The organism is Klebsiella sp. GG_Kp146 (assembly GCF_040061975.1).
Lineage (GTDB): Bacteria > Pseudomonadota > Gammaproteobacteria > Enterobacterales > Enterobacteriaceae > Klebsiella > Klebsiella quasipneumoniae.
This window is the reverse complement of the sequence record NZ_JBEAHA010000008.1, coordinates 124,318-148,830: the sequence shown is the minus strand read 5'-3', so window position 1 is coordinate 148,830 and position 24,513 is coordinate 124,318. Positions and strand designations below refer to the sequence as shown.

The following is a 24,513-nucleotide window of genomic DNA, read 5'->3' as shown; positions in this document are numbered from 1 at the left end:
AATCCGTATGATTATGCGCAGGGGCAGGCGCCGCCTTACCCCTCAGGGCGCCCGGAACAACCCCAGCAGCGTGGCCACCTGTTCGTCGATCGGCGCCAGATCCCGCTTGACGATCAGATGCAGCGGCGTCGCGCGGCGCACGCCGTGGCTGAGGGGCAGCCGCTTCAGCACGCCCTGATCGAGATGGGAACGAATGCGCTCTTCCGGCAGCCAGCCGAAGCCGACCTGATACATCACCGCATCAATGGCCGCGTCAATGGTGGAGAAGGTCCAGGCGTCACGCGTCGCCTGGCCATCGCCAGTCTGGTCGGCAATGCGCACCAGCGGCCATGGCGCCAGCGCGCTATCCTCCAGCGGACCGTCGAGGGCGGCGAGAGGATGGTCGCGGTGGGCGACGGCGATAAAATCAATATTCATCAGCCACTCTCCGCGGCCGGTAATATCCTGGCGGCGGGTCAGAACCATGACATCGGCTTCCGTTCGCGCCGCGCCCTCGTCATCAATATTTTCCAGCACTTCGGTGAGTCTGACCTGAGTCTGCGGATAACGCTGCTGAAACTGGCGCAAAATGGCGAACAGCCGCTGGCGTGGGAAAATGCTGTCGACCACCAGGTCCAGACGGGTGCGCGCCCCGTTGCGCAGAGTGGCAGCATGCGTCTCAACGTAGGCGAAGGCCTGCAGCAACGGTTTGACCTGATTCAGCAGCAGTTCGCCGGCCGGGGTCAGCACCGCCCGCCGACCGGACGGCGCCAGCAGCGCCACCCCTAAGCGCTCCTGCAGCAGCGCGAGGTTATAGCTCACCGAAGACTGACTGCGGTTGGTCTCCTCCGCCGCTCTGGCAAAGCTCCCGAGTTCCACGACCTTTTCCAGTAATGCCCACTGCTCCAGGGTTGTCTTGTGCATAATCAATCTAAAATTTGGATGTATTTAATCCAAACATAGCGTTATTCATTCAATTTTTAAAGACGTATGCTGTCCTCAACAACACAGAGGAGAATAAATGATGAGCACTTTCGACAAACATGACCTCAGCGGCTTTATCGGTAAACATCTGGTCTACACCTACGACAACGGCTGGAACTACGAAATTTACGTCAAAAACGACCATACCCTCGACTATCGTATTCACAGCGGCATCGTCGGCAATCGCTGGGTGAAAGATCAGGAAGCGTACATCGTGCGGGTGGGGGAAAGTATCTACAAAATCTCCTGGACCGAACCGACCGGTACCGACGTGAGCCTGATCGTCAACCTGGGCGATAAACTGTTCCACGGCACCATCTTCTTCCCGCGCTGGATCATGAATAACCCGGAAAAAACCGTCTGCTTCCAGAACGATCACATTCCGCTGATGAATTCTTACCGCGATGCCGGCCCGGCCTACCCGACAGAAGTGATTGACGAGTTCGCCACCATCACCTTCATTCGCGACTGTGGCGCAGATAATGATGAGGTAATTAATTGCCCGGCGAGTGAATTGCCTGCGGATTTTCCTGCAAATTTGTAATTAAGCAGAAATAACTTTGTGATCTGCGCTAACTTTTTGTCATCAAGCGTGACAAAGACAGCGTCATTAATTGTTATCTGGTTTAACCCCCGTTTACTTTCCGCGATAGCGTTCCTGTTTGCTTTTCCAGACAGGAACGTTTTTTTGTCAAAATTCTGCCATAAATAAAACCTATCATTCTGTTTCTTAATGATTTATTTGGCCATGCTGAGAAAAGATTAATTTCTTAATATTATCCTAAGCAAGGTCAACTACATTAATAGTTGTCGAAATACCCTGAAATGGAATGCCGCGCTGAACTCACTTCATTTTAATTTCGTTTAAGTCCACAGGCGCAGGATATTTTATTCTAACGACCCTGATTTGTGCGTGGGTCATCTACAGAACAGGATGATGATGAGCGATTTTTTGCCTTTTTCGCGCCCGTCGATGGGCGACGCAGAGCTGGCAGCGCTGCGTGAAGTTTTAGCGTCGGGCTGGATCACCACCGGGCCGAAGAATCAGGCACTTGAAGCGGCATTCTGCCAGTTGACCGGCAACCGCCACGCGATTGCCGTCAGTTCAGCGACCGGCGGGATGCACGTGACCCTGATGGCGCTGGGTATTGGCCCCGGCGATGAAGTCATTACGCCGTCCCAGACCTGGGTCTCCACCCTCAATATGATCTGCCTGCTGGGCGCCACGCCGGTGATGATCGATGTCGATAACGACAATCTGATGATCACCCCTGAGGCGGTGGCAGCGGCGATCACCTCGCGGACCAAAGCGATTATTCCTGTGCACTACGCGGGGGCGCCAGCCGATATCGACGCCATTCGCGCGGTGGGCGAGCGCCATGGCATCCCGGTGATCGAAGACGCCGCCCATGCGGCGGGGACCCACTATAAAGGCCGCCACGTAGGCTGCCAGGGGACCGCGATTTTCTCGTTCCACGCGATCAAAAATATGACCTGCGCTGAAGGCGGGCTGGTTGTCACCGACGACGACGAGCTGGCCTCCCGCATCCGTAGCCTGAAATTCCATGGCCTCGGCGTGGACGCCTATGACCGCCAGACCCACGGCCGCGCGCCGCAGGCGGAGGTGATCGCTCCGGGCTTTAAATACAACCTTGCCGACATCAACGCCGCGCTGGCGCTGGTCCAGCTGGAAAAACTGCCTCACGCCAACCAGCGCCGGGCGGAAATTGCCCAGCGCTATCTGCGCGAACTGGCGGACACGCCGTTTACGCCCCTGACCGTCCCGGCCTGGGATCACCAGCACGCCTGGCATCTGTTTATCATCCGCGTCGATGAGGCTGCGTGCGGCATCAGCCGCGACGCGTTGATGGAAAAGCTGAAGGCGATGGGTATCGGCACCGGTCTGCACTTCCGTGCGGCCCATACGCAAAAATATTACCGCGAGCGCTTCCCTGAGGTTTCCCTGCCGAATACCGAATGGAACAGCGCCCGCATCTGTTCTCTCCCGTTGTTCCCGGACATGACCGATGACGATGTCACTCGCGTCATTTCCGCACTGCGCCAGCTGTCAGGACGTTGATATGCTTACTTACCCTCCCGTGAAGAAGGTCTCGGTGGTTATCCCGGTTTATAACGAACAGGATAGCCTGCCGGAGCTGCTTCGTCGTACGGAAACCGCCTGCGCCACGCTGGGGCGGCAATATGAAATTCTGCTGATCGACGATGGCAGCAGCGACGATTCCGCGCGCATGCTCACCGAAGCCGCCGAGGCGGAAGGCAGTCACGTCGTCGCCGTGCTATTAAACCGTAACTACGGCCAGCACTCGGCGATCATGGCCGGCTTCAGCCATGTGACGGGCGATCTGATTATTACCCTTGATGCCGACCTGCAAAACCCGCCGGAAGAGATCCCGCGGCTGGTGGCGAAGGCGGATGAAGGTTACGACGTGGTGGGCACCGTCCGTCAGAACCGTCAGGACAGCATCTTCCGCAAAACCGCCTCGAAGATGATCAACCGCCTGATCCAGCGCACCACCGGCAAAGCGATGGGCGACTACGGCTGCATGCTGCGCGCCTACCGTCGCCACATTATCGACGCGATGCTCAACTGTCACGAGCGCAGCACCTTTATCCCGATTCTGGCGAATACCTTCGCCCGTCGCGCGGTGGAGATCCCGGTGATGCACGCCGAGCGTGAATTCGGCGACTCCAAATACAGCTTTATGCGCCTGATCAACCTGATGTACGACCTGGTGACCTGTCTGACCACCACGCCGCTGCGTCTGCTCAGCATTTTCGGCAGCGTGATAGCCCTGCTGGGCTTCGCCTTCGGCCTGCTGCTGGTGGTGCTGCGTTTGGCCTTCGGCCCGCAGTGGGCGGCGGAAGGGGTGTTTATGCTCTTCGCCGTGCTGTTTATGTTTATCGGCGCCCAGTTTATCGGTATGGGTCTGCTCGGGGAGTATATCGGACGCATCTATAACGACGTGCGCGCGCGTCCCCGCTACTTTATTCAACGTGTTGTTCGCCAGCCGGAAACGGCATCTAAAGAGGAAGATCGTTCATGAAAGCCGTAGTCTTCGCTTATCACGATATGGGCTGCACCGGTATCCAGGCTCTGCTGGACGCCGGGTATGATATCGCTGCTATTTTCACCCACCCGGATAACCCTGGCGAAAACCATTTCTTTGGCTCCGTGGCGCGCCTTGCTGCCGAGCAGGGCATTCCGGTGTGGGCGCCGGAAGACGTGAACCATCCGCTGTGGATTGAGCGTATCCGCGAGATGAAGCCGGACGTGCTGTTCTCCTTCTACTACCGCAATCTGCTGGGCGATGAGATCCTCCGTCTCGCGCCGAAAGGGGCGTTTAACCTGCACGGTTCGCTGCTGCCGAAATATCGCGGCCGCGCGCCGCTGAACTGGGTGCTGGTCAATGGCGAAAGCGAAACCGGCGTCACCCTGCACCGAATGGTGAACCGCGCCGACGCGGGGGATATCGTCGCCCAGCAGGCCGTGGCGATTGGCCCGGATGACGCCGCCCTGACGCTGCACCGCAAGCTGTGCGCCGCCGCCACCGGGCTGCTGGGCCAGGCGCTGCCGGCGATCCTCGCCGGAACCACCGATGAACGTCCGCAGGATCACAGCCAGGCGACCTATGTGGGGCGTCGTACCCCGGAAGATGGCCGCCTCGACTGGGAGCAGCCGGCGCAGACCCTGCACAATCTGGTGCGTGCGGTCTCCGATCCGTGGCCGGGCGCCTTCGGCTACGCCGGCGCGAACAAGTTTATCGTCTGGAAATCCCGCGTCCGTCATGATCTGCCGGCAGCCAAACCGGGTACCGTTATCTCCGTTGCGCCGCTGATCGTGGCGTGCCAGGAGGGGGCGCTGGAGATTGTCACCGGCCAGACCGAACGCGGGGTGTACATGCAGGGCGCCCAGCTGGCGCAGGGGCTGGGCCTGGTGTCCGGGGCGGTGATCAGCAGCAAACCGGTGGTGGCGGTTAAGCGTCGCACCCGGGTGCTGATCCTCGGCGTCAATGGCTTTATCGGTAACCATCTGACCGAACGCCTGCTGCAGGACGACAACTATGAGATTTACGGCCTGGATATCGGCTCCGACGCCATCAGCCGTTTCCTCGACTGCCCGCGTTTCCACTTTGTGGAAGGCGATATCAGCATTCACTCCGAGTGGATCGAATATCACATTAAGAAATGCGACGTGGTGCTGCCGCTGGTGGCCATCGCCACCCCTATCGAGTACACCCGCAACCCGCTGCGCGTCTTCGAGCTGGATTTCGAAGAGAACCTGAAGATCATCCGCGACTGCGTGAAATACAATAAGCGCATCATCTTCCCGTCGACCTCGGAAGTGTACGGCATGTGCACTGATAAAAACTTCGACGAAGACACTTCCAATCTGGTGGTCGGGCCGATCAACAAACAGCGCTGGATCTACTCGGTCTCCAAGCAGCTGCTGGACCGCGTGATCTGGGCCTATGGCGATAAGAATGGCCTGAAGTTCACCCTGTTCCGTCCGTTCAACTGGATGGGGCCGCGTCTGGATAACCTCAACGCCGCGCGTATCGGCAGCTCCCGCGCCATCACCCAGCTGATCCTCAACCTGGTGGAAGGCTCGCCGATCAAGCTCATCGAAGGCGGTAAGCAGAAGCGCTGCTTCACCGACATCAGCGATGGTATCGAAGCGCTGTTCCGCATCATCGAGAACAAAGACGGCCGCTGCGACGGGCAGATCATCAACATCGGTAACCCGGATAACGAAGCGAGCATCAAAGAGCTGGCGGAGATGCTGCTGGCCTGCTTCGAACGTCATCCGCTGCGCGATCGCTTCCCGCCGTTTGCCGGCTTCCGCGAAGTGGAAAGCAGCGACTACTACGGCAAGGGCTATCAGGACGTTGAGCATCGCAAACCGAGCATCCGCAACGCCAAACGCTGCCTGAACTGGGAGCCGAAGGTGGAGATGGAAGAGACCGTTGAGCATACGCTGGACTTCTTCCTGCGCACGGTTGAACTGGTGGACGCTAAACATCCATGAAACAGGTCGGCTTACGCATAGATGTCGATACCTTTCGCGGCACGCGGGACGGCGTTCCGCGGCTGCTGGACCTGCTGGGTCAGCACGGGATCCAGGCAAGCTTCTTCTTCAGCGTCGGGCCGGACAATATGGGACGCCACCTGTGGCGCCTGGTAAAACCGAAGTTTCTGTGGAAGATGCTGCGCTCCAGAGCGGCCTCGCTGTACGGCTGGGATATTCTGCTGGCCGGCACCGCCTGGCCGGGACGCCGCATCGGCGCGGGGAACGAAGCGGTGATCCGCGCCGCCGCCGAGTCTCATGAAGTGGGCCTGCACGCCTGGGACCACTACAGCTGGCAGGCGTGGAGCGGCGTCTGGCCGCAGGAACGGCTGACGCTGGAGGTTGAGCGCGGCCTGCTGGAGCTCGAACGCATCATCGGCCGGCCGGTCACCTGCTCGGCTGTCGCCGGCTGGCGCGCCGATCAGCGAGTGGTGAAAGCCAAAGAATCCTTCGATTTCCTCTACAACAGTGACTGTCGCGGCACGCGGCCGTTTCTGCCCCAGCTCGGCAGCGGTGTCTCCGGTACGGTGCAGATCCCGGTCACGCTGCCGACCTGGGACGAGGCGGTGGGCACGGCGGTGGAAATCGCCGGCTTTAACCGCTATCTCCTCGACTGCATCCATCGCGACCCGGGCGTGCCGGTCTATACCATTCACGCCGAAGTGGAAGGCATTGCCTACGCGGATCAGTTCAATGAACTGCTGACCATGGCGGCGGAAGAAGACATTCAGTTTTGCCCACTGAGCCAGCTGTTGCCCGCTGACTTTAGCGAGCTGCCGTCTGGCAAAGTGGTTCGGGGTGAACTGGCTGGCCGGGAAGGCTGGCTCGGACGTGAACAATTACTGACTTCGGGTGTTTGATGAAAAGCATTCGCTATGGCGTCTCTCTGATTGCGCTGTTTGCGCTGTATTACCTGCTGCCGCTTAATTTCCGTTTGCTCTGGCAACCCGATGAAACCCGCTACGCGGAGATCAGCCGTGAAATGCTGGCCACCGGCGACTGGGTGGTGCCGCATTTTCTCGGATTGCGCTATTTCGAAAAGCCGATTGCCGGTTACTGGATCAACAGTATCGGTCAATGGCTGTTTGGCCATAATAACTTCGGCGTACGCTTTGGGTCGGTCTTCGCCATCACCATGACCGCCGTGCTGGTGGCCTGGCTGGCGTGGCGCGTCTTTCGCGACAAAAAGGTAGCTGTCCTGTCGCCGGTGATTTTTCTCACCGCGATGCTGGTGTATGCGATTGGCACCTATGCGGTGCTGGACCCGATGATCACCCTGTGGCTGGCGCTGGCGATGTGCTGTTTTTGGGGCGCGACGCAGGCGCAGAGCCGCAGCGGCAAAATACTGGGTTACGCGCTGCTGGGCGTCGCCTGCGGTATGGGGGTGATGACCAAAGGCTTCCTTGCGCTGGCGGTGCCGGTAGTGGGCGTTCTGCCGTGGGTGATCGCCCGTCGACGCTGGCGTGAAGTGCTGACCTACGGTTGGCTGGCGGTGGTCGTCTGTACGCTGGTGGTGCTGCCCTGGGGGCTGGCTATCGCCCAGCGCGAGCCGGACTTCTGGCGCTACTTCTTCTGGGTCGAGCATATTCAGCGTTTCGCCGAAAAAGACGCCCAGCACAAAGCGCCGTTCTGGTACTACCTCCCGTTCCTGATCGCCGGCAGCCTGCCGTGGCTGGCCCTGCTGCCGGGGGCGCTGAAGCGCGGTTGGCTTGAGCGCGATGAGGCCCGCGGCGCGCTGTATCTGTTAGGCTGGGTGGCGATGCCGCTCCTGTTCTTCAGTATCGCCAAAGGCAAACTGCCGACCTATATCCTGCCGTGCTTTGCGCCGCTGTCGATCCTGATGGCGCGCTACGCGCTGGAGGCGGCGAAGACCGGCGCGAAAGCGTTACGGGTCAACGGGATGATCAACCTGGGCGTCGGCCTGCTGGGGCTGATCGCCGTGCTGGTGGTCTCGCCCTGGGGCGTGATGCACAAGCCGGTGTGGACCAAGATTGAGCTGTATAAATGTCTGCTGGCGGCGATCGCCTTCGCCGTCTGGGCGCTGATGGGCTGGCTGGCGATGAAAGACGCTGGCCGCCGCTGGAGCCTGGCGGCGCTTTGCCCGCTCGGCCTGGCGCTGCTGGTGGGCTTCGCCATCCCGGACCGGGTTATCGACAGCAAACAGCCGCAGTTCCTCGTGGATATCGTCAGCGAATCCCTGCAGCCCAGCCGCTACGTCCTGACCAACAACGTCGGGATCGCCGGCGGCCTGGCCTGGGAGCTGAAGCGAAGCGATATTATTATGTTCGACAAACAGGGTGAGCTGAAGTACGGTCTCGACTGGCCGGACGCTCAGGGAAGCTTTGTCAGCCAGGCCGGGTTTGCCGACTGGCTGGCCGCGCATCGTCAGCAGGGGCCGGTCTCGCTGGTGCTGTTGATGGATAAAGGAGAGAGTATGCTCGACTTACCGTTACCGAAACCCGATAACGCTTACGAGCTGGGGCGGGTCGTTTTCCTTCAGTATCTGCCGCAATGAGCGTCTGGATCTGTCTGGTGTTCGCCAGCCTGCTGAGCTGCGCCGGACAGCTGTGCCAGAAACAGGCGACCCGCCCGTCCCGTCGCGGACGGCGGAGTCGTCATATACTCTTCTGGCTGGGGATGGCGCTGTTATGCCTCGGCTGCGGCATGCTGCTGTGGCTGAGCGTCCTGCAGTCAATTCCGGTGAGCATCGCCTATCCGATGCTGAGTCTGAACTTCGTCTGGGTCACCCTCGCGGGCTGGGGCATCTGGCATGAGCCGGTCGCTCCCCGCCACTGGTTTGGCGTCGGGTTGATCGTCGTGGGCATTGTCATTCTGGGGACCAGCGTCTGATGGGCTTTCTCTGGGCATTATTCAGCGTCGGCCTCGTCAGCGGCGCGCAGCTGCTACTGCGCAGCGCCATGGTGGTGTTGCCGCCGCTGACCGATATTCTGGCGTTTCTCCAGCATCTGTTGCATCTCCAGCCCGGCACCTTCGGCCTGTTTTTCGGCCTGCTGGGCTACCTGCTGTCGATGGTCTGCTGGTACTTTGCCCTCCACCGTCTGCCGCTGTCGAAAGCGTATGCGCTGCTGAGCCTGAGCTATATCCTCGTTTGGGCCGCCGCCATCTGGCTGCCCGGCTGGCATGAGCCGTTCCACTGGCAATCGCTGCTGGGCGTGGCGATTATCGTCGCCGGCGTATTGACCATCTTCTGGCCGGTGAAACGCCGCTAGCCGGGGAGCCGGCTTTTGGGGCGCCCCGGGCCGAGCAGGATCGCCAGCTTGCTGCCCCCGACGGTGGTCTCCATCCAGATTTTACAGACGCTGGTTAACGGCACCGAGAGCAGCATTCCCACCGGCCCCAGCAGCCAGCCCCAGACCAGCAGCGACAGGAACACCACCAGGGTCGACATCCCCAGCCGGTGGCCCATCATGCGCGGCTCCACCATGTTGCCCAACACCATATGCACCACCAGAAACAGCGCCCCGACCAGCAGGCACTCATAGATGCCGCTGAACAGCAGCGCCTGCAGCATGGGCGGGATGGCGGAGATGGCGGAGCCGATATTCGGCACATAGTTCAGCAGGAACGCCAGCACCCCCCACATCAGCGCGAACTGCACCCCCATCGCCAGCAGCCCCAGCCAGACAATCAGGCCGGTCCACAGGCTGATCAGCGTTTTCAGCGCCAGATAGTGGGTGACGCCTTTCAGCGCCCGGTGCAGCCCGGCGATATGCAGGCGAGGGTTATTGAGGGCAAAACGCAGTTTGTAGGGCAGGTGGCGAACCTCAAACAGCATAAAGATCACCGTCATTACCAGCAGCACAATGCTGGCCATCGCCCCGGAAAGCTGGGTCATCAGCGTCGTGGCCCAGGTCATCAGCCGTTCTGAATCCATACGTCGCAGCATGCGCTCCGGATTGATATGCAGGTTGAGAAAGGGGAGATACTCCTGGAGCTGGACGATCTTACGCGTCAGGGCGCGGTTGAAATCGGGCAGCATGGCGACAAAGTCATTGAGCGACGCCGCCAGCACGCCAAGCAGCGCGGTCAGCATGACCAGCATTGCCGTCACCACCAGCGTAATGGCGAACGGGCGCCGCACCCCGCGGCGAATGAACCAGGTGACCAGCGGGTTGAGGACGATAGCGAAAAACAGCGCCAGCAGGAGCTGCACCAGAATATCGGCGGCGGCGTGGATCCCGGCGAGGATAATCACCAGCGCCGCCAGCTTAAGTAAAATATGGAGCCCGGCTTTATCAGCCTGCGGAGGGGACATAGGTATTCCTTTTGTGAGTCGCGCCTGATAAGTGTAGCGGTTCGCTGGCTGCCAATATTCCGAAAGGCGAGCGGCTTTTCCGCCATCATCTTTTGATCGCTTAAACCACGCCGCTGAAATGTTGAATGCGCGCGTCCGTCAGCGTGAACGGCGTCGGCGTACAGACCGCAATACTTAACCCATCGTGCAGAATCTGGCTGAGCGACAGCGGGCCGTGACAGGCGCTGTCAACGGAGGCCATCTGCCAGGCGCTGCCGCCGCGCTGTTTCACCAGCGCCTCTTTGCGCGTCCAGATACGCCAGAAGACCGTGAGCTGCTGCGCCGGCGAAGCCTGCGCCAGTTCCTGGTGCTCGCTTTCGCTGAACAGGGCGTTAGCCAGGCGGCGCCAGCCTTCGCGCGGGCGAATCACTTCGATGTCGCAACCCACCTCGCCTTTATCGCTGAGCAGCAGGGCAATATCGTCGCCGCTGTGGCTAAGGTTAAACCACAGCCCGCGCGCGACGGGGAAGGCAGGCTTGCCCTGTTCGCCAAGCTGAATATCCGTCAGCGGGGCAGCCGCCTGCGCCAGCAGCGCGCGGCCGGCAAGCCAGCTGGCTCGTCGCGGTCCGTCCGGCGCCTGCGCCATCAACGCAGGCGGTAACGGCAGGGCGCTAAGGGCGGAGATCTTACCCAGAAAAAGCTGATACATTTCAAGGCCAGCGTCGAATAATGATTGAGGTGTTAATGCCGCCGAAGGCGAAGTTGTTGCTCTGCAGGAATTCACACTCCAGTTTGCGCTTTTCCCCCATGATGTAATCCAGTTCGCCACAGTTGGCGTCCGGTTTATGGAGATTCAGCGTTGGCGCAAACCAGCCTTCGCGCATCATCTGCAGGCTCATCCACGCTTCTAACGCCCCGCAAGCGCCAAGCGTATGGCCGAAATAGCTTTTCAGCGAAGAGATCGGCACGCTGTCGCCGTAAACGGCCGCCGTTGCCTGGCTTTCCGCGATATCGCCGCGATCGGTGGCGGTGCCGTGGGCCGAAATATAGCCGATATCCCGGGGGCTTAAGCCCGCCATGTTTAGCGATTGTTCCATGCAGATCTGCATGGTTTCGCGCTGCGGCTGGGTAATATGGGCCGCATCGCAGTTAGTGGCGAACCCGACGATCTCACCATAGATGGTTGCGCCGCGCGCTTTGGCATGCTCGAGATCTTCAAGGATCAGCGTGCCGGCGCCTTCGCCAATCACCAGACCATCTCGCTGTTCATCGAACGGAGAGGGGGTGAGGGCCGGTTCGTCATTGCGTTGGCTGGTGGCGAAGAGGGTATCGAATACCGCGGCTTCCGAAGGGCAGAGCTCCTCGGCACCGCCGGCCACCATCACCGTTTGGTAACCATGGCGAATAGCTTCCCAGGCGTAGCCAATCGCCTGGCTGCCGGAGGTGCAGGCGCTGGAGGTGGGGATCACGCGCCCCCGCAGACCGAAGAATAATCCGGTATTCACCGCGGTAGTATGCGGCATCATCTGCACATAGGTAGTGCCGGTGATATTGTTGGTATGTTTCTCCGTCAACATGGTGGCGAACTCGCTCACCGGACCGGTACTACCGGTTGACGAGCCGTAAGCGATGCCGGTTTGGCCGTTGGTCAGCACGGTGTCGCCGATAAGCCCGGCCTGCTCCAGCGCGAGCTCAGTGGCGCGGGTGGAGAGTCGCGATACCCGCCCCATCGCGCGGATACGCTTGCGGGTATAATGCTCCGGCAGGGTGAAATCGTCGATTGGCGCCCCCAGCAGCGTATGCAGTCCGTCATACGCCAGCCATTCAGGCATCTTACGCACCGCATTTTTATATTCCCGCAGCCTGGTGGCGACATCCTGCCAGTTTTCGCCAAACGCGGTCACCCCGCCCATCCCTGTAATGACCACCCGGCGTATCATAGCATCCCCCCGTTGATGGAAATGACCTGGCGGGTGACGTAGCCCGCGATATCCGACATTAAATAGCTGGCAAGCCCGGCCACCTCGTCTGCCTGACCCATGCGTTTCATCGGGATCATGGTCATCGCCTCTTTCAGCGCGTGCTCTTCCATGTCAATCATCCCGGTGTCGATAAGACCCGGCGCAATACAGTTAACGGTGATTTTGCGTTTTGCCAGTTCTATCGCCAGCGCTTTGGTGGCGCCGATAATGCCCGCCTTGGCGGCGCTGTAGTTGACCTGGCCGCGGTTGCCCATGACGCCGGAAACCGAGGAGAGGGTGATGATACGTCCGCCCTGGCGCGCGCTAATCATCGGCATGATGCAGGGATGAATGACGTTATAAAAACTGTCGAGGTTGGTGTGGATCACGGCGTCCCAGTCGTCATCGCCAAGCGCCGGGAAGGCGCCGTCGCGGGCGATGCCGGCGTTGCTGACAATGCCATACCACGCGCCATGGTCGGCCATATCCTGCTCCAGTACCTCGCGGCATTGCTGACGATCGGCGACGTCAAAACTCAGCAGCCGGCCGTCGCCGCCAGCGGCGGTTATCGCCTCCAGCGTCTGTTGCGCCCCCGCGCGGTCGCGATGATAGTGGACGCCCACCACAAAACCGTCCGCTGCCAGCTGGCAGGCGATAGCGCGACCGATGCCTTTGCTGGCGCCGGTAACCAAAACTGAACGACTCATTCTGACGCTCCTTGTTGAAATAAAGTGCTAAGTTCTTCTGTTGTGGGCTGGAAGGTGTTGACCCGCCCGCTGGCCAGGACGTCATCGTCCACCATAATGGTGCCTTCGAAGCTGCCGAAACGTTCATCCTGCATCAAGAGCTTCACGCTGATGGACAGCGTCTTTCCGCCCGGCAGGCTCCCGGCCGCGCAAACCAGTTCGCGCGCGCCCAGCACCATGCCTAAAGCGAGCGATGTTTGTCCTTGCTGCTGGCGGTGCCAGCCGGACCAGACGCCGACGGTCTGCGCCATTAATTCAAGGGCGAACCAGCCGGGAAGATCGCCGTTGGTATCGAGAAATGGCGCCAGAACGCTGCCGGGTGAGACCGCGACGCGGCAGGTGGCGGTGTCGGCGGTCACCTCCTCGACCTCTTCCAGCAGCAGCATCGGCGCGTCGTGCGGCAGGTAACTGCCGGGTGATAAAAAGTGGCTCATGACATTCTCCCGAGCAGGATGCTGGTGTTATTGCCGCCAAAGGCAAAAGAGTTCGACAGGATAACTGGCCGCGACAGCGGCTGCGGATGTTCAATGAGCCCGCACGGCGGTAGCGTGTCATCCTGCGGAGACTGGCTGAAATCCTGTGCCGGTAACAACAGATTGCGTTGCAGGATCAGCATGCCGATGGCGGCCTCGGTGATCCCTGCCGCACCCAGCGTATGTCCGGTCAGATGTTTGGTGGAACTACAGGGCACCCTTTCGCCAAACAGCGCGTTGATCACCCGGGCTTCTATCTGGTCGTTAAGCCGCGTAGCGGTGCCGTGCAGGTTAATGTAACCCACCTGCTCCGGCATGATGCCCGCGTCGTCCAGCGCCTGCTGAATGGCGCGCATCGCCCCTTCTCCTTGGGGATGCGGGGCGGAAATATGCCAGGCGTCGCTGGATTCGCCGATACCCAGCAGCGCGATGGGCTGCGGCTCGCGGGTCAGCAGCATCAGCGCCGCCCCTTCGCCGATGGTGATCCCGCAGCGGTCGCGGCTAAACGGCTGGCACTGCGTCGTGGAGAGCGACTCCAGGCTGTGAAAGCCGTTGATGGGCATCCGGCTAAGGGTATCCGCGCCGCCGACGATCGCCACATCTGCCAGCCCCGCCTCAATGAGCCGCCGTCCGCTGATTATCGCCCGCGCGCTGGAGGAGCAGGCGGTTGACAGGGTATATGCCGGACCATCCAGCGCCAGCCAGCGGCTGAGAAAACGCGACGGGTCGCCCAGCTCCTGCTGTGGATAGCGCCAGGCCTCGCTCGCCTTGCCGTTAAGCGTCAAATTAACGTGTACGTCGCCTTCATCCAGCCCTGACGTACTGGTGCCCAACACCACGGCGACCCGAGCCCGGCCATAGCGGGCGATGGCGCGATCCACCTGCGGCTGGATCTGCGCCAGCGCCGCCAGCAGCAGCTGATTATTGCGCGAACGATGGTCGCGAAAGGTATCGGGAATGGCGGGTAGTTCGCCGTCCACCCCCGCGAAAATCGCCTGCGGATGCCCCTGTAACCACCCTTCACGCGGGCGCATGCCGGGCGCTATACCGCGGGCCAGATTGGCGGCGATTTCATCATTATCGCGTCCCAGGGCGTTAATCATGCCGACAGCAGAAATGAAGATCATCTCAGTCACCCAGGTATTGAATGGTGATGTGGTATTTAAAGACGTGCTGCTCGATGCTAATCGGCACGCGCTTGCCTTTGCGGTTGATATAGGTGATGTCGGTGACCAGTTTTCCGCGCGCGTTACGCAGTTCGCGTTTGTCGCCGCGGTCGGTTAGCGTCCAGCCTTTCGGCAGCTGCGGCAGCCATGCGCTAAGCGGCCAGTGGCTGAGCATCACATCGGCCAGCACCTGGCTGGCGGGCGGCAGTTGCGGGATCACCATCGACTGTTCCGCGCGCAGCCCTTGTTGATCATAGGTCACCAGGAACAGGCGGATACCGACGGACGACAGGCCCGCCAGCGTGAGCTTTTTATCATCGGCATTGAGCAGCACCAGCAGCGACTGGGTTTGGCCGTTGAAGCGGCCGGTCAATAACTGCTGGGAACTGATGGCCGGCGAGATGCCCGGCGGCGGTAACGTGACGCGCGTACCCGGCTCCAGCCACGCCTGCGGACGGCCTTGCGGCTCCGGCGGCGAATGACTGCAGCCGGCCAGCAATAAGGCGGCGAAGAGCGCGAAGGCGCGCCAGAATGATGGTCTTCTCATCGTCTTTTTTTCTCTTTTTTGCTCGGCATCGCCAGCGGCGACAGCAGGAAAGCGGTGAAAATACCGCTGACCAGGACAGTGCCAAAGCTGCTGATGGCCTGGGTGGCGCTAAACACCAGCATGCCAAGCGTTAATAAGGTGGTCATCATCGCCAGGGTAACCGCCAGCAGCGATGTCAGCGGCGTGCCGCGCGGGTTGCTGAAAAACAGGGTGTAGTTGATGCCAATCCCAAGTACCAGCACCAGCGCCAGTAAGGAGAACAGGTTAACGGCGTGGCCGGTGAGCGCCAACGCCCCCAGGCCGCATCCCAGCGACAATACCGACGGCACCAGGCTTATTAAGCCCTTGCGCCAGCCAAGGCGGATAGCGGCGCCGCAGGCAATCACCGCCAGCGCAACGCCGAGCAGCCCGGTTAAAATATGACGGTAGAGCGCGAAAAGCTGGTCGAAATCGCTTTTACGATCGACCCACGCCACGCCAGTCTGGGTTGTGCTGAGCGCCTTCAGCGCCGCGCTATCTTTCACCCCGCTCACTGGCACCAGTACGCCGCTTTCGCCATCCGGCAGCGTCAGCCATAGCAGCCGCCAGCCTTCGCTGGCCGGACTGGCAAGCCAGTCGCCGACTGTCACCGGCATCGGCCGCAGGTCGGGGTGAACAGCGGTGAGTCCGGCGTTATTCAGCGCCTGGCCGACGGCCGGCGCCGCCTGCTTCAGCAGGGCCAGATCCTCCTGCTGGCGGGCCAGTGAATTGAGCGGAATGGCGCGATACCCGCCAAGCATTCCGTCGGTTTGCGCTTTAGCCAGTGCGGGCATAAAGGCTTCAAGCCGCTGCAGCGTTTGTTGCGCCGTGTCGCCGTAAACCACGAACCACTTTTGATCGACGCTTTGGCTAGTAAGCGCGGTGATGGCATGCTCCTGGGAGAGGATATTCTGCGGTAGCGCCTGCAGCTGTGAGATATCGTCATCCACCCGCAGGAGAGCGAGCCCCGTCAGGGAGAAAATGGCCAGAACCACCGGCAGACCGATGGCGAGTTTTTTGTTACGCCGCCATGCCGCGAGCCAGCGCGACATCAGCACCATCGCTGGAACGGGACGCACCGGGAGCCCATGGCACAGCCATGGCTGCCAGAAAATCACCGTCAGGCATGAGGCGCTTAGCCCCACGGCCGCAAATAGCGCCATCTGGCGAATGGCCGGGAAGGGGGCCAGCATCATGATTAAATAAGCCGCCACGGTGGTAAGCAGCGCCAGCAGCAGCGCTTTCCGTACTTTAACAAGGCTTTGCCACGGTGAAGCCGCTGCGCCATGGACCATCCGTTCGGTCAGGTAATAGAGCGTGTAATCTGCGGAAATGCCAATAATGCTCATGCTCATCACCAGGGTCATCAGATGCAGCTCGCCAAACAGCAGCAGCGTGGCAACGGTGCCGGCCAGTGCGCCGATAGCGATAGAGATCGCGCATAACAGCAGCGGACGCAGCGAGCGGAACACGGCCACGATCAACAGGATGACGCCGAACAGGGTGGCCGCGCCGAGAGTGGAGATATCGCGCTTCGCCTGCTGGCTGGCGTAATCACTGTAAAATACGGTGCCGCGCGACAGCAGCTGCGCCTGCGGGTGGCGCGCTTTTAATTCCTTTTCAAGCTGCGCGAGGGTGGTCACCAGGCGGTGCGTCTGTCGCATATCGAACGACGAACCCGCCAGCTCGCCGTGCAGCAGATACCAGACGTTGCCTCGCGCGTCTTTGCTGGTCAGCCACCCGTCCTGCAGCTGCATCCGCTGGCCGCTATTCGCCATCGCCAGCTGTGAGCCGCGCATCAGCATCAGCGGGTCGTTTTGTAACTCTTTACCGCTGACCCCGGAAAACGCCGAATAGAGCTGCGAAAGGATCCACTGGGCCTGCGCTTCGCCGCCCTCCTGCAGACGTGCGCGGGTGGCGGGGTCGATTAACGCATTGCGATGTTGCCAGAAAAACGTTCCCCAGGCCTGCTGACTGGCGGCATCCATTGGGCCTTTGACCTCGGCCAGCGCGTCTGAGGTTTGCAGCAACCGCAGCCAGTCGCGAGCCACCTGCGGGTCGGCCTGTTTACCGGGGCTGACCAGCCAGACCAGCTGGCGATCCAGACGCTGCATAAAGCCATCGTTCAGCGCGGGGGGGATCGCGCCGAGCGTCTGTTTGGGCAGCATCGCCAGCACGCTGCTGTTGAGCCGGGCCTGCGGCAACAGCGCCAGCAGCGCGCCCGCCAGTATCAGGCAGACGACGCCCCAGATCAGCGCAGGACGTTTACTGGGCGGCAAAGCGTTGGCGTTCGTCATCGGTCAGTTGCGCTGGCGTCAGTTGATGTTGGGAAAGGGCGATATCGGTGCGATCGCCTTGTTTATCATTGAGTTGAATATGCTCCAGGTAGGTTTTTCCGGCGAGATCGATGCTGGCGAAAATCTTATCCAGCGGCGTGGTGACAGGCGTCAGGCGCAGCGTCCATCGCCCGTCGCCTTTATCGGCGAATTCCACGCGGAAGTTCTCCTCCAGCACGTTACGATCGGCCTGGAACAGCGCGCGCAGCAGATGGTTGAACTGGAACATCTGCGGGTTGTTTTCGGCGGTGACGGTCTGCGGCGGCTGGCCGTTAATCGCCTGCACCATCCGTTTGTCATCCAGCAGCAGTTGCATCGGGAACGGTGAGGTTTGATCCCACAGCAAGCCCTGGTCGCGGGCGATCAACATCCGCCCCTGGGATCGCAGCGGCTGCGGAAGATCCTTTATGGTGCGGGTTTGATCGAAGTGGGCACGCACCACCGGCTGTTCGCTAAATTGTTTTTGCAGGTCATCGAGCGTCAGGGCGCTAACCAACGGACTGATGAACAGTCCCACCAACAGCAGCAATCTCATGGCGTGACCCCCATGCGTTCAAACAGAACTTGCGGGCTGACAAAACACATCTCGCCGCTTTTTTCGTCCACCGCGACCTGGATGGTGTAGCCGGTGGTGGTGCGTTTGCCGCTCTCGGCGGCAAAAATTTCATAGCCAATGCGCAGGCGGTTTTCGAACTCTTCCAGACGCGCGCGGACGCGAATACGCTGCTCGAAGGTGATAACGTCCCGGTACTTCACGCGGGTATCCACCACCGGCCACAGATAGCCGGAGGCTTTCATCTGCCGGTAGCCGTAGTTGAACTGGTTAAGCAGCGCCTCGCGGGCAATTTCGAAGTAGCGGAAATAGTTGCCATGCCAGACGACGCCCATCATATCGACGTCGTGAAAGGGAATGGTTAGCTCTACTTCAGCAGTAAAACGGGGATCGTTAAGCACCCTTTACTCCTTATCTTTGGGCTCCGGCAAACGCCAGAAATCGAAAAAGTTAAACCAGTCGAGCGGCGACTGCAGCGCGTAATATTCCAGCCGTTCGGCGTAGCGATCGATGATATGTTGCAGTGCCTGCTGGCGATTGGCGCGCGGCAGCGGCAGCGGGTCAGCGAACGGCTCACAGTAAATGCGCAGCTTGCCCTGCTGACGCAGAGCGAACATCAAATTGACCGGGCAGCGCAAAATAGCCGCGAGGATAAAGGGCCCCTGCGGGAAGGGGGCCGGTTGCCCCATAAAACGGCTCCAGCAGACGCGCCACTCGCCGCCGCGCTGCGGATTGACCGCAATACGATCGCCGACAATGGCGATCCATTCTCCGCGATCCAGTTTTTCCTGCAGCAGCATGGCGGTCTCCGGACCGATATCGGTGACCGGCAGCAGGTTGAGCCCGGCCTGCGGGGCCATCTCCGCCATAATCTGCTTAAAGCGTTGGGCATTGTCGCTGAACACCAGCGCGTTGATGGTCTTGCTGCCCTGCAGCTGCGCCAGCGCACGGCAGGCTTCAACATCGCCGAGATGTGAGGCCAGCAGTAGTTTGCCGCGCGGATCGTCGATATTGAGCGTCTCTTCGGCTCCTGCGGCAAACACCACATCGCGACCAAACTGCAGTTCGCCGCGCCAGCTGGCGATTTTATCCAGCATCGCGTTGCCAAAGCGCAGGAAGTGACGATAGCTACTGAGTTCGCCCGGCTCCGGCAGCTGACGAGCGGCTAACTGGTCGCGCACGCGGGTAAGCCAGTTTTGTGAAGCGCGGCGCGCGGTGCTGGCCGTTAGCCAGTAGACGCCGACCACCGGGTAGAGCAGCAGCGAAAACGCGTGTCGTCCCAACAGCCGCCACACCAACAGCATCAGGCGCATGCCCCATAAGCCTTTGACCTCCTTCTGGCGCGCCCAGTGCGGCGAAGCGCGGCGAAACAGCAGCGAGGGGATCCGCGGCAACATGCCGAGGAACAGTCGGGTATGCATCAGCGAGATGCGGCAGTTATCTCTGAGGGCATCGAAATGCGACAAACCGTCCGGCGGATAGGTCACGCGGGTCGGGACAAAGTAGCTGGTGTTCCCCTGCCAGTAGAGGCGCACCATCACTTCGGTATCAAAATCCATCCGCTTGCCGAGGGGCACGCGCTTAGCCAGCTGCAGCATCGGCGCCAGCGGATAGACGCGAAAGCCGCACATGCTGTCTTTTAGCTGCAGCGATAGCGTTTCAATCCATACCCAGACGTGGGTGATCCAGCGTCCGTACAGGCGCGAGCGCGGGATTGAGTCGTCGTAAACCGGCTGGCCGGAGATCAGCGCCTCGGGATGCTTCTGCGCCAGCGCCAGCAGCTGCGGAATATCTTCGATGGCGTGCTGTCCATCGGCATCGACCTGCACCGCGTGGCTGAACCCGGCTTGCGCTGCGGCCTGTAATCCGCAGATGACCGCGGCGCCTTTTCCGGCGTTCTGCGGTAAGCGGATCAACGTCAGATCCGGGTTTTCCAGCGCCAGTCGCTCCAGCTCCAGCTGTGTGCGACTGTCGCTGCCGTCGTCCACCACGATACAGGGAAGATCAAACGGCTGCAGGCGCGCCAGCACCCGCGACATCATCGCGCCGTGGTTATAGCACGGGATCACCACGCAGGGGGAGAAGGTTAGCGACATAAGCGAATCTTCCCGCTGCTGGCGGTATGTCGTGTTTCGCCATCGTGGCGCTGATAGCTGAAGGTGATGAGCTGACGCGCTTCCTGCCAGCTAAGAGTGAGCGTCACGATCGCCCCCGGCAGGAGCGGCGACTGGAATTTCACATTGTGAATATCGTGAAAGCGCCAGCCGGGCGCCAGCAAGGTGGTGGCGTAATGCATCGCCCAGTCAATCTGCGCGACGCCTGGCAACAAGGGCTGAACGGCAAAGTGGCCGCGAAACCAGAATAACGCCGGATCCACCGATAAAATGATTTCAACCCGATCGGCTTGTGGCTGACGGCGCTCAATTTCATGGGGCTGCATGAAATAACTCCTGTAACTGCGCGTAGACACGCTTGTTCATACTATTGACGGGGATCTCGTCGATAACCCGCCAGTAGCGGGGAATGGCGACCGGTTCCAGCAGAGGGCGCAGTGCTTTTCGCCAATGAGTCTCCTGGCTTTTTCCCCAGCGCTGGCGGGCATGGTTATCCAGCACCAGCAATACGCCAATACTCTGACGGCTGCCGCGGGTGATGGGTAACACGGCGGCATCAATGATGCCTTCAAGTTCCAGCAGGCGCTGCTCCACTTCGCTCAGCGATATGCGCTTCTCTTCAATTTTGACCACGCGATCCCGACGGCCTGCCAAATGGAAGTGGCCACTCTCGCGAAAATGCAAAATATCCTCGAGCAGCTGGCCGCGGTTATCGGTAATAAGCGGAGAAAAGAGGCGGAACGCATCGCCTTCTGGCTGAAAGCGGATGCCGGGAAACGGTTGCCATGGCGCCTCATCCTGCACGCGCTGGCGGCAGGCGATGACGCCGCTTTCCGTACTGCCGTAAATTTCATCCGGCCAGGTATTGCACCAGCGGGCGGTTTGCACGGCATCCTGCCAAAGCAGCTTGCCGCCTGCGGACACGATCATTTCGATCGGCGGAGGGGTAAGCCGGTGGTCGAGACGTTTAAGGAAGGCCGGACTACTAATAAACAGATAGCGATGCTTCCGGCTTAACGCCGTTAACTGCTCGGTGTACTCCAGCATGTCCGCATGAAGCGGTAAACCCAACGCCATTGGCAAGAACAGTCGAAACGTCAGGCCATACAGATGCTGCGGCGCTACGGATGCCACCACCCGACAGCCTGCCAGACGCCCGGCATAGCAGGCGGATAACAGCGCCGCCTCGCGGTCGAGCGATCCGATCGGTTTGCAAATTCGCTTCGGTTGACCGGTGGAACCGGAGGTGAATAATTCAATGCAAGCCTCTTTGCCTGGCGCGGGAAAATGCATCTGGCCGCTCGTTACCGCCATCGTGGACTCGACAATCACCAGCGCGCCATCCCATGCCAGCGCTTTATCGCTGAGAATGCCGTCAAACAGCGCCTTCTGCTCATTTAACAGCGAAATGCGGCCGTGGCCGGGAAGGACCGGCGTTTTGCCGGCATGCAGGGTTGCCAGCAGAGCGACGATAAACAAGTAGCTATTTTCAATGCACAACGCCCAGCGCATGGCTGGCTGCTGACGCAAGTGCGTGAGCAGGTGGGCGACATCATGGCGCAGATGTGCAAGCGTCCAGAGGTGCGTGTCCTGCCAGGCGATCGGCGTTTCCGGCGAACGCGCGGCGCTGAGCCACTGGTCCAACGGGAGAGGCTGCTTCATGGTTTATCTCGTTTTATCACCCGCTGGCGCACCAGCCACTCGCCGGCCATGAGCGTGCCCATCAGCAGATAGGAAATCATGCCGTTCCACGCCGTCCACAGGGACAGATCGCCATACAGCGCGGTAAAAAGCGCAATGCCACCGTTAATGATGAAAAAGGCGCACCAGATTTGGGTGACGCGCCGGGTATAGCGTACAGCCCGCTCCGGAAGATCCGGTTCACGCAGTCGCGCCAGACGCTCGATTATCGGCATCGTGGACCATAGCGAACCGCCAAACACCGCCAGCATCACGCTGTTCACCACCACCGGGTAAAATAGCAGTAACTGATGGGTTTTCAGCAGGTAGCTGGCAATACACAGCGTCATGCCGGCCACCGCCACAATCTGAGTGACCACGCTCAGCGCTCCCGCCCGTCGCCGGGTCTGACGAAAGCGTAAAAACAACATCAGCGCCATGAGCGGTAACAACCCTTGCAGGCTGTTATGCGCGAGGCCGAACCAGATTATAAACGGCCAGGCCAGCAGCAATATGCCCGTCAGCAATGGCACAACTGGCAGTGAGCGAATGCCCGACACGGTGAATTATTCTTCTTTGAACAGGCGTTCTACCGCATCGACCACATCCTGCACGGTGCGGACAGTTTTGAACTCTTCTGGCTTGATTTTCTTGCCAATTTTCTTTTGCAGATGGACGATCATGTCGATGGCGTCAATACTGTCCAGTTCGAGATCTTCGTACAGACGGGCCTCAGGCGTAATATCCTGCGGATCGATTTCAAACACGTTCACCAGCAGCGCGGAGATTTCTTCGTAAATGGCTTGTTGTTCATTCATAACCACTCTCCTCAGGCGCGCTGTGCTTGAATAAATGCCGCCAGCGTGGCGACAGAGTAGAAATGCTGACGCATCTCTTCACTTTCAGCCGACAGCACCACGCCGTACTGATTTTTCACCGCCAGACCCAGCTCCAGCGCATCAATTGAGTCCAGGCCCAGACCATCGCCAAACAGCGCGGCGTCGGTGTCGATATCATCAGCGGACAGCTCGTCCAGGTTCAATGTACTGATGATCAGATTTTTAATTTCAAGATAGAGCGCTTGCATCATTCATTCCTGTTTCAGGGAGAGTGCCTGTTTCTAATTTAAGCAAAATATGACGGTTCAACTGTCTTGCGGCCAGCGCCGGTTCTTGTTTATTGGCATCATAAAACTGATGTATTGGCAGCCGTTCTCCAACCTCGACGGTAAACTGCGGCTTAGTTGGCGGCGCGTCGTACCATTTGCTTTGTTTACCCAGCATATGCTCGGTACAGCGGATGACGACAATGCGTAAATCGCTGCCACAGCGTACCGCGATATTAGCCGCCCCCCGCTGTAGCTGCATTTTTTTCCCCGGCACGGTGCGCGTGCCTTCAGGGAAAATCAAAATCGTATCGCCTTGCTGTAAACGCTGCCGGCTTGCCGGCAGCAGGGCATCGGCCTGATCGTTAATCAGATAATCGGCGGCGCGGATCACGCCGCTGACGAATGGATTTTTCAGCAGCGCGCTTTTTACCATGCAGTCGGTCTCCGGCATCACCGAGGCCAGCATTACGTAGTCAATAAGGCTGGGGTGATTGGCGACCACCAGGCAACCGCGCTCCGCGCGCAAAATATCGCGGCCATCGATACGGTAATCGAGAACGCCGACGCTTTTCACCACGCTGAGGAATACGCGAAAGCTAACGGAAATGCTGCGCCGCGCGATACGGCGTCGGCGGGTTTTATTACGTACCAAAACCAGCAGCAGATTAAACCAGATGAGCGAGAGTAGCAGGCCGCCAATGCCAAACAGTGCGAAGCAGAAACCGGTCATCGCTGCGCGCCAGAGCCGATTAAGCCGGTGGAAAAACGGCTTCATGCGCGGCTCCATTGCCATTGCACGCGATCGCCGGGAAGCGTGAACGTGCGGGCATTCTGCAAATAGTACTGCAAGAACAGTAAACTTTGCGGTAATGGACTTTCAGCAACGGCTGCATGAGGCTGGGCGTGGCATTGCCACTGGCGACCGGGCTCAATCACCCAGGCTGCCGCATAGGGCCAGGTGGTGATACCTGGCGGCAACTGAGCGTGGTAAAACTCAGGGAGAAAACCGTCGAAATCAACCATCAACACGCGCTGATAACCCGCCTGTAGCAGGCCCATCACTTCGTATAATCCCTGCTGAAACGTATCGCGCCCGGCAGAAAGGGATGACGACATAATCGCTTTTTTTGCAGCAATCGTCAGATTACCCACGGCGGAATTATGCACCGATAAGGCGAAATCGGTCGGCGAGATCGCTTGCTCCATAGCCAGCGCATGGAGGATCCGATAGTTGCGCTCCAGTTCGCCGTGACGGCTGGTATAAAGAACGGCATCGATTTCATGGCGACGGAGCATAGCCAGACCGCATTCCACAGCCAGCTTACTTCCCGAGCTGAGCCGGCGTGCGGTCATCATCGGCAATTCGCTGAGTTTGGGTGGCGCCGCGGCGGGATCGATGGCGTGCAAATGCTGTGACCACCGTTGCCATTGCTCGGGGCCACTGACGCCAGGCGCGAAGGCCTGCCAATCAACAATGTTAAATGAAAATGTCATCCACTCGCATCCG

27 protein-coding genes are annotated in these 24,513 nt (G+C 60.0%); 8 read left to right on the top strand and 19 right to left on the bottom strand.

Features of this window, described 5'->3' with window-relative positions; all coding sequences use genetic code 11:
* Window positions 1-42: 42 nt before the first annotated feature.
* Entirely contained in the window at window positions 43-903 is an 861-nt protein-coding gene (locus ABLU95_RS10205) for a LysR family transcriptional regulator (protein ID WP_348879362.1), read from the bottom strand.
* 97 nt (window positions 904-1,000) lie between these two features.
* On the opposite strand from ABLU95_RS10205, the gene ABLU95_RS10200 reads away from it, so the two are divergent.
* The 8 genes from ABLU95_RS10200 (at window position 1,001) to arnF (ending at window position 9,279) form a co-directional block, all read left to right on the top strand.
* Window positions 1,001-1,507, top strand: a complete 507-nt coding sequence (locus tag ABLU95_RS10200; protein ID WP_167875413.1) for a phenolic acid decarboxylase — start codon at window positions 1,001-1,003, stop codon at window positions 1,505-1,507.
* 396 nt (window positions 1,508-1,903) lie between these two features.
* On the top strand, window positions 1,904-3,043 hold the full coding sequence (arnB, locus tag ABLU95_RS10195; RefSeq protein ID WP_218810537.1) for a UDP-4-amino-4-deoxy-L-arabinose aminotransferase: 1,140 nt from the start codon (window positions 1,904-1,906) through the stop codon (window positions 3,041-3,043).
* Window position 3,044: 1 nt separating this feature from the next.
* On the top strand, window positions 3,045-4,028 hold the full coding sequence (arnC, locus tag ABLU95_RS10190) for an undecaprenyl-phosphate 4-deoxy-4-formamido-L-arabinose transferase (protein ID WP_023291263.1): 984 nt from the start codon (window positions 3,045-3,047) through the stop codon (window positions 4,026-4,028).
* On the top strand, window positions 4,025-6,010 hold the full coding sequence (gene arnA, locus ABLU95_RS10185; RefSeq protein WP_065812650.1) for a bifunctional UDP-4-amino-4-deoxy-L-arabinose formyltransferase/UDP-glucuronic acid oxidase ArnA: 1,986 nt from the start codon (window positions 4,025-4,027) through the stop codon (window positions 6,008-6,010). The genes arnC and arnA overlap by 4 nt, the downstream gene beginning before the upstream one ends.
* Window positions 6,007-6,909: a 4-deoxy-4-formamido-L-arabinose-phosphoundecaprenol deformylase gene (gene arnD, locus ABLU95_RS10180; RefSeq protein WP_065883201.1), complete on the top strand. Its 903-nt coding sequence runs from the start codon at window positions 6,007-6,009 to the stop codon at window positions 6,907-6,909. Before arnA ends, arnD begins: the two co-directional genes overlap by 4 nt.
* Entirely contained in the window at window positions 6,909-8,564 is a 1,656-nt protein-coding gene (gene arnT / locus ABLU95_RS10175) for a lipid IV(A) 4-amino-4-deoxy-L-arabinosyltransferase (protein ID WP_065883200.1), read from the top strand. Before arnD ends, arnT begins: the two co-directional genes overlap by 1 nt.
* A complete protein-coding gene (arnE, locus tag ABLU95_RS10170) occupies window positions 8,561-8,899 on the top strand; it encodes a 4-amino-4-deoxy-L-arabinose-phosphoundecaprenol flippase subunit ArnE (RefSeq protein ID WP_023291259.1) in 339 nt (112 codons plus the stop codon). Before arnT ends, arnE begins: the two co-directional genes overlap by 4 nt.
* Window positions 8,899-9,279 (top strand): 4-amino-4-deoxy-L-arabinose-phosphoundecaprenol flippase subunit ArnF, encoded by a 381-nt coding sequence (gene arnF, locus ABLU95_RS10165; protein ID WP_032454284.1) that lies wholly within the window; start codon window positions 8,899-8,901, stop codon window positions 9,277-9,279. The genes arnE and arnF overlap by 1 nt, the downstream gene beginning before the upstream one ends.
* On the opposite strand, the gene ABLU95_RS10160 is transcribed toward arnF, so the two are convergent.
* From ABLU95_RS10160 to ABLU95_RS10075, 18 genes are all read right to left on the bottom strand, one after another.
* Complete coding sequence (locus ABLU95_RS10160) at window positions 9,276-10,325, bottom strand: AI-2E family transporter (RefSeq protein ID WP_004202085.1); 1,050 nt, start codon at window positions 10,323-10,325, stop codon at window positions 9,276-9,278. The two genes, arnF and ABLU95_RS10160, sit on opposite strands and share 4 nt — an antisense overlap.
* Before the next feature lie 100 nt (window positions 10,326-10,425).
* Window positions 10,426-11,013: a 4'-phosphopantetheinyl transferase AcpT gene (gene acpT / locus ABLU95_RS10155; protein ID WP_048335496.1), complete on the bottom strand. Its 588-nt coding sequence runs from the start codon at window positions 11,011-11,013 to the stop codon at window positions 10,426-10,428.
* Between the two features lies 1 nt (window position 11,014).
* Entirely contained in the window at window positions 11,015-12,244 is a 1,230-nt protein-coding gene (locus tag ABLU95_RS10150; RefSeq protein ID WP_023291256.1) for a beta-ketoacyl-ACP synthase, read from the bottom strand.
* Window positions 12,241-12,972: a 3-ketoacyl-ACP reductase FabG2 gene (locus ABLU95_RS10145; RefSeq protein ID WP_023291255.1), complete on the bottom strand. Its 732-nt coding sequence runs from the start codon at window positions 12,970-12,972 to the stop codon at window positions 12,241-12,243. The genes ABLU95_RS10150 and ABLU95_RS10145 overlap by 4 nt, the downstream gene beginning before the upstream one ends.
* Complete coding sequence (locus ABLU95_RS10140; protein WP_087849081.1) at window positions 12,969-13,445, bottom strand: 3-hydroxy-fatty acyl-ACP dehydratase; 477 nt, start codon at window positions 13,443-13,445, stop codon at window positions 12,969-12,971. The genes ABLU95_RS10145 and ABLU95_RS10140 overlap by 4 nt, the downstream gene beginning before the upstream one ends.
* Window positions 13,442-14,611: a beta-ketoacyl-[acyl-carrier-protein] synthase family protein gene (locus ABLU95_RS10135; protein ID WP_048298523.1), complete on the bottom strand. Its 1,170-nt coding sequence runs from the start codon at window positions 14,609-14,611 to the stop codon at window positions 13,442-13,444. The genes ABLU95_RS10140 and ABLU95_RS10135 overlap by 4 nt, the downstream gene beginning before the upstream one ends.
* A gap of 1 nt (window position 14,612) precedes the next feature.
* On the bottom strand, window positions 14,613-15,197 hold the full coding sequence (locus ABLU95_RS10130; RefSeq protein WP_023291252.1) for a DUF3261 domain-containing protein: 585 nt from the start codon (window positions 15,195-15,197) through the stop codon (window positions 14,613-14,615).
* Window positions 15,194-17,512 (bottom strand): MMPL family transporter, encoded by a 2,319-nt coding sequence (locus tag ABLU95_RS10125; RefSeq protein WP_348879355.1) that lies wholly within the window; start codon window positions 17,510-17,512, stop codon window positions 15,194-15,196. Before ABLU95_RS10125 ends, ABLU95_RS10130 begins: the two co-directional genes overlap by 4 nt.
* Entirely contained in the window at window positions 17,481-18,086 is a 606-nt protein-coding gene (locus ABLU95_RS10120) for an outer membrane lipoprotein carrier protein LolA (RefSeq protein ID WP_023291250.1), read from the bottom strand. Before ABLU95_RS10120 ends, ABLU95_RS10125 begins: the two co-directional genes overlap by 32 nt.
* A complete protein-coding gene (locus ABLU95_RS10115) occupies window positions 18,083-18,505 on the bottom strand; it encodes a thioesterase family protein (protein WP_032454265.1) in 423 nt (140 codons plus the stop codon). Before ABLU95_RS10115 ends, ABLU95_RS10120 begins: the two co-directional genes overlap by 4 nt.
* A 3-nt stretch (window positions 18,506-18,508) precedes the next feature.
* Window positions 18,509-20,200 carry a glycosyltransferase gene (locus ABLU95_RS10110; protein ID WP_348879352.1) on the bottom strand — a complete coding sequence of 564 codons (1,692 nt, stop codon included), beginning with the start codon at window positions 20,198-20,200 and terminating at the stop codon, window positions 18,509-18,511.
* Window positions 20,191-20,544 (bottom strand): beta-hydroxyacyl-ACP dehydratase, encoded by a 354-nt coding sequence (locus ABLU95_RS10105; RefSeq protein WP_023291247.1) that lies wholly within the window; start codon window positions 20,542-20,544, stop codon window positions 20,191-20,193. Before ABLU95_RS10105 ends, ABLU95_RS10110 begins: the two co-directional genes overlap by 10 nt.
* On the bottom strand, window positions 20,531-21,880 hold the full coding sequence (locus ABLU95_RS10100; RefSeq protein WP_065883186.1) for an AMP-binding protein: 1,350 nt from the start codon (window positions 21,878-21,880) through the stop codon (window positions 20,531-20,533). Before ABLU95_RS10100 ends, ABLU95_RS10105 begins: the two co-directional genes overlap by 14 nt.
* Window positions 21,877-22,458 (bottom strand): hypothetical protein, encoded by a 582-nt coding sequence (locus ABLU95_RS10095; RefSeq protein WP_023291245.1) that lies wholly within the window; start codon window positions 22,456-22,458, stop codon window positions 21,877-21,879. Before ABLU95_RS10095 ends, ABLU95_RS10100 begins: the two co-directional genes overlap by 4 nt.
* Before the next feature lie 6 nt (window positions 22,459-22,464).
* Window positions 22,465-22,716: an acyl carrier protein gene (locus ABLU95_RS10090; protein WP_023291244.1), complete on the bottom strand. Its 252-nt coding sequence runs from the start codon at window positions 22,714-22,716 to the stop codon at window positions 22,465-22,467.
* Between the two features lie 11 nt (window positions 22,717-22,727).
* Window positions 22,728-22,985: a phosphopantetheine-binding protein gene (locus ABLU95_RS10085; RefSeq protein ID WP_023291243.1), complete on the bottom strand. Its 258-nt coding sequence runs from the start codon at window positions 22,983-22,985 to the stop codon at window positions 22,728-22,730.
* Window positions 22,966-23,799: a lysophospholipid acyltransferase family protein gene (locus ABLU95_RS10080; RefSeq protein WP_176694383.1), complete on the bottom strand. Its 834-nt coding sequence runs from the start codon at window positions 23,797-23,799 to the stop codon at window positions 22,966-22,968. The genes ABLU95_RS10085 and ABLU95_RS10080 overlap by 20 nt, the downstream gene beginning before the upstream one ends.
* Window positions 23,778-24,500, bottom strand: a complete 723-nt coding sequence (locus ABLU95_RS10075; protein ID WP_023291241.1) for a beta-ketoacyl synthase chain length factor — start codon at window positions 24,498-24,500, stop codon at window positions 23,778-23,780. The genes ABLU95_RS10080 and ABLU95_RS10075 overlap by 22 nt, the downstream gene beginning before the upstream one ends.
* Window positions 24,501-24,513 lie beyond the last annotated feature (13 nt).